This window comes from Luteibacter anthropi (genome assembly GCF_011759365.1).
In the GTDB taxonomy this organism is placed as follows: domain Bacteria; phylum Pseudomonadota; class Gammaproteobacteria; order Xanthomonadales; family Rhodanobacteraceae; genus Luteibacter; species Luteibacter anthropi.
This window is the reverse complement of the sequence record NZ_JAARLZ010000002.1, coordinates 86,496-98,496: the sequence shown is the minus strand read 5'-3', so window position 1 is coordinate 98,496 and position 12,001 is coordinate 86,496. Positions and strand designations below refer to the sequence as shown.

At 62.7% G+C, this 12,001-nt stretch carries 10 protein-coding genes; 2 read left to right on the top strand and 8 right to left on the bottom strand.

Annotation, left to right across the window (positions count from 1 at the left end):
• Positions 1 to 168: 168 nt before the first annotated feature.
• Together HBF25_RS03260 and HBF25_RS03255 are read right to left on the bottom strand one after the other, a co-directional pair.
• On the bottom strand, positions 169 to 3,627 hold the full coding sequence (locus HBF25_RS03260) for a hybrid sensor histidine kinase/response regulator (protein WP_166946519.1): 3,459 nt from the start codon (positions 3,625 to 3,627) through the stop codon (positions 169 to 171).
• 13 nt (positions 3,628 to 3,640) lie between these two features.
• Positions 3,641 to 4,405 (bottom strand): response regulator transcription factor, encoded by a 765-nt coding sequence (locus HBF25_RS03255; RefSeq protein WP_166946908.1) that lies wholly within the window; start codon positions 4,403 to 4,405, stop codon positions 3,641 to 3,643.
• Positions 4,406 to 4,626: 221 nt separating this feature from the next.
• On the opposite strand from HBF25_RS03255, the gene HBF25_RS03250 reads away from it, so the two are divergent.
• Positions 4,627 to 5,559 (top strand): LysR family transcriptional regulator, encoded by a 933-nt coding sequence (locus tag HBF25_RS03250; RefSeq protein WP_166946518.1) that lies wholly within the window; start codon positions 4,627 to 4,629, stop codon positions 5,557 to 5,559.
• A 9-nt stretch (positions 5,560 to 5,568) separates the two neighbouring features.
• Here the strand turns inward: HBF25_RS03250 and HBF25_RS03245 are convergent, their stop codons facing one another.
• The 4 genes from HBF25_RS03245 to HBF25_RS03230 all read right to left on the bottom strand — a co-directional run bounded on the left by HBF25_RS03245 (position 5,569) and on the right by HBF25_RS03230 (position 9,047).
• Positions 5,569 to 6,984 carry a trypsin-like serine peptidase gene (locus HBF25_RS03245; protein WP_166946517.1) on the bottom strand — a complete coding sequence of 472 codons (1,416 nt, stop codon included), beginning with the start codon at positions 6,982 to 6,984 and terminating at the stop codon, positions 5,569 to 5,571.
• A gap of 139 nt (positions 6,985 to 7,123) precedes the next feature.
• Positions 7,124 to 8,341 (bottom strand): hypothetical protein, encoded by a 1,218-nt coding sequence (locus HBF25_RS03240; protein ID WP_166946516.1) that lies wholly within the window; start codon positions 8,339 to 8,341, stop codon positions 7,124 to 7,126.
• Positions 8,342 to 8,347: 6 nt separating this feature from the next.
• Complete coding sequence (locus HBF25_RS03235; protein WP_166946515.1) at positions 8,348 to 8,587, bottom strand: helix-turn-helix domain-containing protein; 240 nt, start codon at positions 8,585 to 8,587, stop codon at positions 8,348 to 8,350.
• Between the two features lie 4 nt (positions 8,588 to 8,591).
• On the bottom strand, positions 8,592 to 9,047 hold the full coding sequence (locus tag HBF25_RS03230) for a DUF2975 domain-containing protein (RefSeq protein ID WP_166946514.1): 456 nt from the start codon (positions 9,045 to 9,047) through the stop codon (positions 8,592 to 8,594).
• Positions 9,048 to 9,288: 241 nt separating this feature from the next.
• On the opposite strand from HBF25_RS03230, the gene HBF25_RS03225 reads away from it, so the two are divergent.
• Entirely contained in the window at positions 9,289 to 10,140 is an 852-nt protein-coding gene (locus tag HBF25_RS03225; protein ID WP_166946513.1) for a hypothetical protein, read from the top strand.
• A 150-nt stretch (positions 10,141 to 10,290) separates the two neighbouring features.
• Here the strand turns inward: HBF25_RS03225 and HBF25_RS03220 are convergent, their stop codons facing one another.
• Together HBF25_RS03220 and HBF25_RS03210 are read right to left on the bottom strand one after the other, a co-directional pair.
• Positions 10,291 to 10,653, bottom strand: a complete 363-nt coding sequence (locus HBF25_RS03220) for a hypothetical protein (protein WP_166946512.1) — start codon at positions 10,651 to 10,653, stop codon at positions 10,291 to 10,293.
• A 770-nt stretch (positions 10,654 to 11,423) separates the two neighbouring features.
• Positions 11,424 to 11,996, bottom strand: coding sequence for a hypothetical protein (locus HBF25_RS03210; protein ID WP_166946510.1), 573 nt, complete (start codon positions 11,994 to 11,996; stop codon positions 11,424 to 11,426).
• Positions 11,997 to 12,001 lie beyond the last annotated feature (5 nt).

The following is a 12,001-nucleotide window of genomic DNA, read 5'->3' as shown; positions in this document are numbered from 1 at the left end:
CAGGGTCAGCGCGGGCGACGGTGTTTCATAGTTGTGACATGCGTCACAACAGCGCCGCGGATGCTATGTGTAGGAAACGTGCAGGAGAAGATAGCCACGCGAGAACTTGCGTCACGCCGGGCATGACATGCGTGCGCGCAGGCAAAGCCCTGCCAGCGGCAGGAAGGCTCAGAAGGTGGGATCGGCCTTTGCCACGACGGAGCCGGTCAGCAAGGCGGAAACCGTGCTCAGAAGGGCATTAGCATCCACGGGCTTGGCGAGGATGGCATCGGCATCGCGCGGCCATAGCGGCGTTTCAGCCGGTGCCGGGCCGCAGATGAGCCATACGAGGGGGGCATCCGGCCACGCTCTGCGCCAGGCAGAGAGTGCTTCGCGGCCATCGCTGCCCGGGCCGAGGATGATCAGGTCGGGACGTCCCGGAACCGCCGCATCGTGGACAGCCGGGTGCGACAACGTGACATAGCCATAGCCATCGAGCAGGTCGCACAGCATGGCGCGTTTGTCCGGATCGCCTTCTGCCACGATGACCGTGCAACCTGCGCCGTCGTAAGCGCCGACGGGTTCGCCTCCGGTGAAAAGCGAGTCCACCTCGTGCTCTTCGGCAAGTGGCAATGCAAGATCGAACGAAAACACCGTGCCGCCGCCGGGTGCAGCGCGCGATGCCAGCGAGGTCTCCATTCGCTGCAATAACTGGAAGACGATGGACAGCCCCAGTCCATGGCCTTGTTCGCCGGCCGCGTTGTGTCCACGAACGAAAGGCTGTGAAAGCCCCTCGGCCGTTTCCACTCCCAGCCCGATGCCATCGTCCTGGATGGTCATCCTCAGCCGGACGATATGCCCGCGAAGCGGCAGCGCATCGACGCGAAACACCAGCGTGCCGTCGGCCGTGAACTTTGCCGCATTGCCCAGCAGGTTCAGCAGCACCTGGCGCAGACGCCGGAAGTCGGCGCTGACCACCGGAGGCAGGTCGTCGGCGAAGCGACAGACCAGCCGGTTGTGCCGGCGCTCCGCGAGCAGCGCGGCGCTATCGGCCACCTCGTGCAGAAAACCGTAGAGGTAGCCCGGCACCGGTTCGGGTTGCAGCTCAACAAGCTCGCCGCGCGAGAATTCAAGCAGCTCGTCGATCAGCGACATCTGCTGTCGGACATGACGCTCGATGCGCTCGGGAGGATGACGCTCCATGGAGCCCGCACGCCATTGGCGAAGGCTGTCCAGGATGCCAACCAGCGGCGAGCGCAGGTCATGGCCGATATGGGCGAGCAGCATGCTTCGCGAGCGCAGCGACTGCTGCAGCTCGGCCGTGCGCTCGCTCACCATGTCTTCCAGTATCCGCGCATGCCTGATCAGCACCGCCATCCGCCAGCGCCAGGCCAGCACGATGCCCCCAACCACCGCGGCAGCGGCAAGCAGGGCAATCCATGGGCTCAGCCACCACGGGGGTGCGATATGCCATTCGCGCACGATGGCCTCGGACACCGCACGTCGATGCACGTCGATAGCCTGCAACTCGAAGCGATAGGCGCCCGAAGGCAGCGAGGCGTAGCGCACCTCGGGCTGTGCGATCTCCACCCAGTCCTTGTCCACGCCCGACAACCGGTAACGGAAGTGAACCGGGTGGCCTGCCCCGTTGTCGATGACGCCAAAGCGGAAGACCAGCGCCGCACCGTTTTCAAAGTGCTGCGCCGGGGCGCCAGGCGATAGCTCGTGCCCGGCATATTGCGCGGACACGATCAGCGGCTCGATTCGGCGCGGTGCCAGCAGCCTGGCGGGTTTAAGGATGTGCGTAAGCCCTACCGGTGCTCCGATCCAGACACTGCCATCGTCGTCGGCATGGAAGGCACCGTGGTTGGTTTCGTTCCACAGCAGGCCATCGCGATCAGAGAGGCGCGTCCAGCGACCGTTGTCGAGCACATCGACGCCATTGCCCCCGCCGGCCCACAGACGACCGTCGCGGTCGGGCCGGAGGAAGTAGAAGCGCGTGTCGGCCAGTAGCGGATCGGTGACCGTCGTCACCGCAAGGCTGTCGCCGTCGACGACCTTCCCGACGAGCAGGCCCGGTTGCAGCGCACTGAGCCATAACCTGCCATCCGGCGTGGTGGTGACGTTCTCGTAGCCACCCAGGGCTTCCGGTTGAACGCTCACGCGAGCCCAGCCGTGCTCGTTGCGGCGATACAGGCCCGTGCTGCACGCCAGCCACAGGCGACCCGCTGCATCCTCGTCGAGATCCGAACACATACTGGGCGGAATCAGGTCCGGCGCAATGCGCGAGGCTTCGCCGGTGTTGGCATCGACGCCATAGAGGCCGCCCAGCGTGTAGGCCCACAGGCCGCCGTGGCGGTCGATCAGCGCGCCACGGACCAGGTGCGGCAAGGTCGCCATCACCGTGGTCCGGTGCGTGTCGGGCTCGTAGCGCACGACCCGGCCATCGAACATGAAGTACCAGATGCGGCCACGCGCATCGACCACGACGGCATGGGTCTGGTGCGGCGCAGTGATCGCGAGCGGCCAGGGGCGTGCGCGGCTTTCGCCCGGTGCGATCACCTGGCCGCCGTTCTCACCGGCAATCCACAGTGTGTTCGGGTCGGCACGGGTGATCGACCAGATGAGGCTGTCGTTGAGGCCTTGCGCGACAGTCCAGTTTTCGACGGCGTCGTTGCTGTTCCAGTACATCACCCCCCGGCCGAAGGTGCCCATCCAGACCATACCGTCGCGATCGGCCAGCAAGGCGGAAATGCCGACACCCGGCAGGCCGTTGCCGGTGCCGAACAACTCCCATTGCGTGCCATCCCAGCGCGCAATGCCTTCATCGCTGCGGGTAAGGACGCGCCCTGCCCGGTCCTCCACGATGTCGAGACTGGACGCTGCCACCCGTGCATGACCATCGGGAATATCCCTGGCCTCGAAGCGGACGGCACCCGGTACGAGGCGACGGATGCCATGGATGCCGCGTGCCCAGAGACTGCCGTCCCTCGCCCCGAGAAAACCCAGCCAACGATCGGCCGGCACGCCCTGCTCCGCGCCATGACGCGTGAGCTGTCCACCGCTGAGGCGGCACAAGGCCTCCCCACAACCGAACCAGGTATCGCCTCCACGATGGAACACGGCGCTGATCTGCGCGAGCCCCGGCATCTTCCGGATCTGCGCCGCGTCGAACACCGGCACCATCTGCCATTCGCCGCCTGCATCGAGGGACAGGTGCAACAGCTGATGTCCGCTCAACGCGAACATGCCCCCGCTTTCATCACCGGCAAGCGTCTGCCCGCGATCGAGCACGAGCACCCGGCCACGCGGCCGCACCCACTCGAAATGGCCCGTGTCATCCCGCCGCTGCACACCAGCGCGCGAGCCGACCCACAGATGCCCGCTGGCATCCTCGGCGAAGCTGATCACTTCGGAGGTCTGAAAGCCCTGCTCGCTGCCCACCGACACGAAGCCGATGCCATCGAAGCGATACAGGCCTTTCTCCGTGCCTGCCCACACAAAGCCGGCGCGGTCCTGCGTCATGCGCACGACCGACAACGTGGCCAGCCCGTTGCCCTGGTCGTAAGCCGTCAGCGGCAGCTGCACGGAGGCATGCACCCTCCCGGCGATGGCCGTCCACAGGACAACCAGGCCGATGACTAGCATGCGAGCCCATCGCTCAGGGCTCATGAACACCTTGCTGGGCGGCCTTGCGGTACTGGCTGGGCGTGACACCGACGCGTTCGCGGAACGCCGTGGTGAAATTGCAGGCGCTGCGGAAACCGACATGCTCGGCGATCTCCTGCATGCCCAGGCCCGTGTCGGCCAGCAGCTCACGGCCGCGGCGCAGGCGCTCCTCGCGTATCCACGCAAACACCGTGGTGCCCATGTGCTGGCGGAAAATCGCGGACAGGCGCTTGTCGTACGTGCCGACGTCGGCAGCGATCTCCTCCAGCGAGAAGGACTCACCCAGCCTGCGTCCGATCAGCCGCATGGCAGCGCGCAGCACCACTTCGTCGGGTGACACCGCCATGGCATCTTCCGCACTTTTTGCCTGCGTGTCGTGGCCCCGCGCAAGACGCAGATGGATCCGTACGCGCGCCAACAGCTCTTCCGGTGCGCAGCTTTTCAGGATGTAGTCCACACCGCCGTGGGTCAGCCCTTCCAGCCGTTCGTCCGGGGAATCGGCCGAGGTAAGAAAGAGGATCGGGCACTGCCGTTCCGCCGGCAGCTCCCGAAGCAGGCGACACAAGGCGAAGCCATCCATGCCGGGCATGCGTACATCCAGCAGGATCAGATCGGGCGCGAGCAGCTGCGCACGCTCGTAGCCCTGGCGCCCACTGGTAGCCAGGCTCACGCGCCAACGCTCGGCGTGCAGCGCATTGAGCAACGTCCGGATATCCTCCGGCGCATCGTCAATCACCAGGATGTGCGGCGAGTCCATCACGGACACGGTATTCCCCCTTGCGCGGCCTGCCTGCTCAGGCCGAAGCGGGCGAGTATAGGACGATCCTGCCGCCATTCCCCTGCGACAAAAGTAACATCCCCCCGTGCAAAGGCCGCTTCCCGAGCGCAGGGCTAGACTGCCGGCCGCACCCCATCGCCCATGTCATGCCAAGCATGACGAAGCGTCTCGCACGGTGCGTCACCGATGCAGGCAGGGGCATGGACAGGATCAACAATCTCAGCGACTTCTTCCTGTTTGTGCAGGTGGTGGATGCCGGCGGCTTTTCCGCCGCGGCCGGGCGCATGAACACCACGCGCTCGCTGCTCAGCCGCCGCATCATCGGCCTGGAGAAACGCCTGGGCGTTCGCCTGCTCCATCGCAATGCACGCCAGTTCGCCATCACCGCCGTGGGCGAAGAGGTATACCGGCATGCCGCGCTGATGTGCGCCGCCGCCATGGCCGCCGAACAGGCCGCTACCGCCGCCGGTTCGCCCAACGGCCTGGTTCGCATCGAGGCACAGGGCTGGCTCGCAGCCATCGTGTCCGGCTGGCTCCCGGATTTCGCCACCACCCACCCGCGTATCCGCCTGCGCATCGGCTCCGGACGCACGGACGTGAGCGCCCTGCTCCGCCAACAGCTGGATGTGGTGCTGGCCGAGCGCATGACCTTGCCCGACAGCACCGATATCGTGGCGCGCGACCTAGGCGAGATGCGTATGGTGACGGTGGCCTCCGTGGATTACCTGGAGCGCCATGGCGCGCCTGCCGATCCCTGGCAATTGCAGGATGGCCAGTGCCTTGCGCTGGCGACGCACGAAGCGACGGTGCCGTGGAGTTTCTCCGGGCGCCCGACATGGCGTCCGCGTGCGCGGATGACCTGCGGCGACACGGCCGCCTTGTTGTCCGCCGTGCGTTCGGGCCTGGGCATCGCGCAGATGCCGTTGCCGCTGTGCCAGGACGACCTGGCCGAAGGCCGCCTGCGCACCTTGCTGGAGACGCACGAGGCGGCACCGCTCTCATTGCATGCATTGACGATGTCGGGTCGCGTCGTTACCGAGGCGACCCTCCACCTCATCCGCTTCGTCCAGCAACGCTTTGCCTCGCTGGCGAGGCAGAGCGTGCCGGACCACGACGTGGCACGCCGTGCCTGAGCATCCTGCTCAGGGGCCGAAATACGACGCAATCTGCGAATAAACGCCGCCGAAATCGGAGAAGTAGTCGTTCTTGTTGGCGCTGGACGCGCTGCAGCTCGACGGGCCACCGAACAGGCCGCCGCGCAGCTGGTAGCTGCCGTCGGTGGCGATGGTCAGCAGGCCCGAACCGGACGAACCGCCTTCCGTGACGCTCGAAGTCCAGTTGACCTTGGTCATATGGGTGCGGCTGCTGTAGTTCACGTTGACCGCGCCCACCGTACCCAGCGAGTACTTCTTCGCATCGCCTGCCGGATGGTGGATATCCGTGGTCGACGAGTTGTTCGCGATGGAGGTGGAATTCCAGCCCTGGTAGAACACGCCGGCCGGCGGCGTCTTCTTCAGCTCCAGCAGCAGGGTGTCGCGCGAGGCGTCACGATGCAGCAGGGTCGCGCCACCGGTGAGTACGGTGACATTGCTGTTGATGCTCGACACCGAGCCATGGCACTGCGTGGTGTTATAGAACCAGATCGTCTGCAGGCTGCTGGCCGTGGTCTGGTCGGCAATGCAATGGGCCGCGGACCAGAACAGCTGGCGCTTGGGCGAATTGCTGTTGTTGAGCAGCGTACCCGTGCAGATGTAGCTGTTGCCATCCGACGAGTCGGTGAACAGCATCTTGGCGACGGCCAGCGTGGCGTTGTCGTAGGCGGCCTTGCCCGAGTTGGCACTGCACACCACGTCGTTCTCGCAGCTGCCGCTGTTGCCGAAGCCATCGCTATAGCCGGCCTTGTACGGCGACCCACCGAAGTACGACACCTGCGGCACGCTCAGGTGGAAGTCGCCCGAATGGCTGTCACGCGGCAACACCAGCTCGATCGTGAGCGTGTCGCCCTCCACCGCCGGCGTCCAGTAGAGCGTATCCGCCGTGACATCCTTGCCCGTCGCCTCGAAGACATTGGCACCCGCACCCACGAAGTGCAGCACGACCCCGTCGGGCACGCGACCCGCGTTCGTCTCCAGGTGGATGGCGGCACGCAGGCCGGCGGCCCCGGTGGCGGCGACAGGGAACTGCGCCACATGCCGGCCGTCGGGCAGGTCCACCCAGTTGAGGCCGGCCAGATCGATATCCGGGCGCGCGGTCTTCAGACCCAGGGCAACCTGGAGCGGCGCCCCGGGCTCGCGCTGGACCGAGGCCGTGCGCGCGGCGGCCAGCGTGCGCGTATCAGGCGCGGCAAGCTGGAGCCTTACCGAGGATGGCAAGGCGCGTGGATTGGCGAGGCGGGCCTGACCGACACTGGCCGGGCTGGCCTGTTCGATGGCGACATCGCCAGCCATCTCGGTGGGTGCGGACCCGGTACGCTGCGGTCCGGACTGCGCGACAGCCGCGCCGGCACCAAGGCCCAGCGCGAGGCTCAGGCACATACTGAGGAACGTCTTCTTACGCATTGGTTTACCCCATGGCGTTCATTGAAGAGGATGCGGGCCCTTTTCCCCTACCCGCTTCAAATGCAACGCGATACCTTCCGCAATCCCACCCTACAAAATCGGCATGACTTTCAAGACATGATGGGGTTCACACTGTCTGTTAAGGCTTCACCACCACGCTGATAAAATGCTTCCGCCCCATGTCATCGAATCCCTCAACCTCGTACGTTCCGGATCGTACAAAGAGATAGCCCCGCCAGATTCCCCGGGCGAGATACCGATCTTCCGGCACGCTGGCAGGTGCACTGTCTTTTCGTCGCGCAGAAATAAGGCAGCGCATCGGACGATCAGGACACACTTGCGCCGAGGTGATCAGGACAGGCTTCCGGAGCGATCCCAGCCTGAGCCAAGACTCCGCCGTTGCGCGCTCATCGGGTTTCAGTGCAACGGCTGGGCTGATCAGCGCAGCATCGGTCTTCATTCCAAGAACGTGCCCTGGTCGATCGCGATCACGAATGACAAGGCGCCTGTCGCCAGGCCCTTCGCAATCGGCTCCGGCCCCACTTGCCTGATCGATCGTGTAGAGCTTCCTGCCCAGGTCCTGAGCTAGAAACTGCCCCATCCATTGCCCTTCCAGCTGTACATGTCCGGGACCGGCAAGAACCATCAAGCGACCGGTCGATTTTCTGGCGATGTCGGTAAGCTTGCGTGCTTGCGCCTGCTCGCGGACACCATAGTCTTCCGGAGAGTCATACGCGTGCAGGTGAAATCCGAGCTCGACGGCATATCGCACCAGGGCTGCCGCCACGGGATCACGCAAATAGGCGCCACTGGACGCATCGTCGGGAACCTGGCCGCCGGAAACATTCTTTTCAACGGAAGCATCAGGCAACGCTTCCATCGCCAGCTCGGTAAAGCCCATCGACCGCAATAACGGAAGGGCCTCGACAACGTTTGCGCGCGTTGTAGCGTCCAGGTGGTCTTCGTTGATCAAGAGCACCGACACTGCTTTCGACAGTTTTTGCAAGCCCTGCGGCCAGGGCTCTCCCGGAAAAACACATTGTGGAATCCGCTTCCGGTGGGCGTCACGAATCGCCCGCGCATCGGCATACCTGCCTACGACCTCATATGCGGTAGCAAGTAGTTGCGCAGCCTCCCAGGGCATCCCCGCCGCACGCGTGCTCCGCTCCATATCATCTACCGCCCGGCCAATATCCGGATCGGCGTTCATGATGCGGGAAAACGCATCATTGATAGCGGCCGCCTCAGGCAACCCGGCACTTACCCAGGCGATCGGTTCGCCAGCCTGCGCCGAGGTTGCCATTGCCATGCCGGACGCCAGGCTTAACGCGGCCAGGAACACTTGTTTAAGCATCATGTCTTGTCAATCCATGTCATGGCCGTCATCCGGTGACGATTCCCCCGGAACGTATTCGAGAAGATCGCCGGGCTGGCACTGGAGGTACTCGCAGATGCGCTCCAGCGTGGCAAAGCGGATGCCCCGGACCTTGCTGGATTTGAGCAAGGAGAGATTCTGCTCGGTAATGCCGACGTAAGCGGCGAGTGCGCGCGACTTCACCTTGCGGCGTGCGAGCATGATGTCGAGGTTGATGATGATGGGCACGGCGTTACACGATGAGCTGGTTGTCTTCGGCCAGCTGCCTGGCTTCGCCGAGAATCATCGCGACGACGAAGAACACGGCGCTGATGAAGCCCTGCCACATGTCCGAATTCTCGAAGCCGACCCTCAACACCGTCACGTGATCGACACCCAGCATGCGAGCCCCCATGAGCAGCAGTGGCGGCAGTACGCAGCCGGCTATCGAGGCAAGCAGCAGGGACAGTGCGAATGCGCGAAGGTGGCGAACGCCTCGCGCACTGAAGAACTCCCCTTCCTCGAACAGCCGCATCAGCTTGATCAACCGGAACAGGCCGGCCAGGTAGATGAGCGCGATGAGGGAATTGGCGATCAGGAACAGGTGGGGATGATCGGCAAGCGCCACGGGCGGGCGTTGCCGGAAATCGAACATGGGACCACCCGGAACAACGCCGTCCGGCAGGGCCAGCAGAAGGCCGTTGAGCACGATGAAAACCATCGCGCAGGCAATGCCGTAGCGGAGCCAACGGGCTTTTTTCTTGGCCCTAGAATAATCAATAATCATTGTCAAGTGATCAAAGTTTACTGTTAAACAGTAAACTTTCTCCGCTAGAGTCTTGTTGGGCCCACAGTGTCGGAGATTCCCGTGCTTTGCAAGCTTCGCCTCGTACGATGAGGCGTGCCGCGTACGGGAAACCGATGAGTACAACGGAGATATGGAAATGAACATGTCGAAGATCGCGGCAAGTCCAGCCAGGCTGGCCATCGGGGTGCTTGTGGCGGGTGCACTGGGCCTGGGGACACACGTGGTACTGCAACAAGTACTCGGCGTTCATTACCCCGATGTACATCTCGTTCCATCGTGGGCCATGTTCATCAATCAGTGCGGTGTATGGGGTGCCATGGCCGCCATCTGGATGGTCATCCGGCGCCGATCACCGCAGCGTTCGTGGCTGGCCAGCTGGCTGCTCACTGGCCTTGTCTATGTGCTGGTCAAGGAAACCCTGCGCAGCGCCATCATGTCGGGCGTGGTCACGGAGACCTATGCTATCTACCTGATGCTCGCCCTGCCGAAGATAGCCACAAGCCTTGCGATGTGCGGGCTGACCGGCCTTGCCGTGAAGCTGCTCCGGCATCCGCCGGCACTGATCATTGGTGTGGTGGCAATCGCTGCCATAGCCCAGTTCGCATGGCAGCCGCTGGTGACAGCCCCTTTTGAGGCATGGATCCAGGCGCTCGGCCTTCCCAGCCATGAAGAAGTCTATCGGCAGCCTTATGGGGCGCATGTACTGACATGGGCATTCATCACCTACCTTGAGCCCGTGATCGGCACGGTGCTGCTTTGCTGGCTGATGGGCGTGACCGCAGCACCCAGGAAAGCGCTTGTCGCCCTCGTCGTCATCTACGCCTTTCTCATTGGGCGAATCGTCAGTCCGCTGCTATGGAGCTTCTTCGAGCCGCTGCCGTGGCCTTCCGCCTTCATGAGCCTGTTCCAGTTCACCCTGGAAAGCGTCGTGCTGGTCAGCGGCGTGATCGCCAGCTGGCGATGGTCCATACACCCAACACCCCACCCCTTGTAGGAGCGCGCCTCGCGCGCGACCGAAGATTAGCGCGTCCTCTAAGTCGATTAAATTATCACGAGGAGGCTGCGCTTCCGCTCTCCATTGCAATACCAGTTGATATTGATTGTTCATGACTCATACGGAGCTTGGATAAGAATCTTCGACCATTCATTCCATTGGCAGTGGAGGGGCTGGCTGGGCAATACGTAAGCCAATATCCCCGTACTCGTTATCAACGACCTTCTCAATGCTGAAGTCTACCCCTGGGAATCTGGCTTTTATCTGAAATGACCAAGTCTCCTGGAAGATCGATAGCAACTGATTGATCAGGGGTTCATCGACGTCCCAGTCATCGCCAGCCACCTCGGAAATGAACTCATCAAGCAGAATGATGTTCATCCAAGACTGCGCCTCCCGCAGAGAAGCATATCCTTGCAGAGCTTCTGCCCTTATTCTTTCGGATCCGATGTCATCTTTGTCAAAGAAGATATATCCGTCCACATTCTGCAATGTCGGAACAACGTATTTCATCCAATAGACCAGTCGGAAAATCTCCACGCTCAGCCCTCTTCAGTTTTTTGTGGCGGCGGCGCCTGCGGTGGGCAAGATGGAATTTCATCGGCCCGGGGTGGCCTGACCTTGCCCGCTCCGCCATGCCCTTTTCCATCTGGCGCAATATTTGGTTCCCATTCATTTACATTAGGGCGAGGAATGTTTCCGTGGGGCTTGCCCGTAGGACGGCACTGCTTTCCCTGGGTGGGTTTCCCGGATGGGTATGTCGTACTCGAAACCAGGCGGTTACTCAAATTCCTGGGGCTGTCGAGTCAGTCCTAAATCGCGCGCCCCTTATATACCGTTGATTTCGGCATGAGTTCCAACTGCCCCCTAACGGCAGTTTCGCCGTCCACGAGTACGGCTCACGCCGCAGGGCGTAAAACTCCTTCGCTCGATGAGACTACGCGAGTTCCTTCCGTGGTTTCCGTGACCGCAGATGAATATGCCTCGCCAGAATAGGCAGTGTGTGGGCATACGCCGACGCAGGCCGCATGGGCACCCCGTTGACGTACTCGACATCCACGCCCCCGCCTTCAGCTCATCTAGTAGTTCGCACTGCTCGATTTTGAAGCCTTCAACGCGCTTTTTGATCCGCTCATCCTGCGCCTCGCGACGGGCCCGCCCTCCAGGTGTCAACATAGCAACTTTTCGATCATTACATGGGGATCCGTATATGGCTCATCGTTCCCGCGTCCCCATTCATGCTCTGTGAGTCCATGTGCTCTTTTCCAGACTCGTCGACGCACTCAATGCGATTTGCGCCTCATACCTTTCCAGCGCTGTATTTCCCGGGAAAACACCGGATCGTGCCGGAGTTCTTCGATCAACTCGGCATACTTGCGGTTACGCGACCGTCGTCGCTGGATGGGCCCAAGAAGCAGCACGCGGTTGGGTAGCCCAGGAGTCTTGATTAACTCGACCAACTCGTCGAGACGGCTAGGTGGCACGCTGGCGGAGATGGCAACCGCCAAGCCCATACCAAAATCGCTCACATCGGGATCACTCTTCTCCGGTTGCTGACGGTAAAGCGTCACCAACTCGTCCCAGTACGGCGCGGCTTCTTTCATCCCCATACTTCGGGCCAGCGATGCGAGCGTCCCCTGCGAATAGGGACGATGAAGGTGCCGTGCCAGGATGGGTAAGGTGTGGACGTAGTCCGACGAAGGCCAATTAGGCAAGTCGTTCACTATCTCTAGCGACACGCCTGCAGCCGCGAGTTCATCGAGCAATTCGCGCTGCTCCACTCTAAAGCCTTCTATACGCTTTTTGATCCGCTCATCCTGGGCTTCACGCCGGGCCCGCCCTTCAGGTGTCAACATAGCAA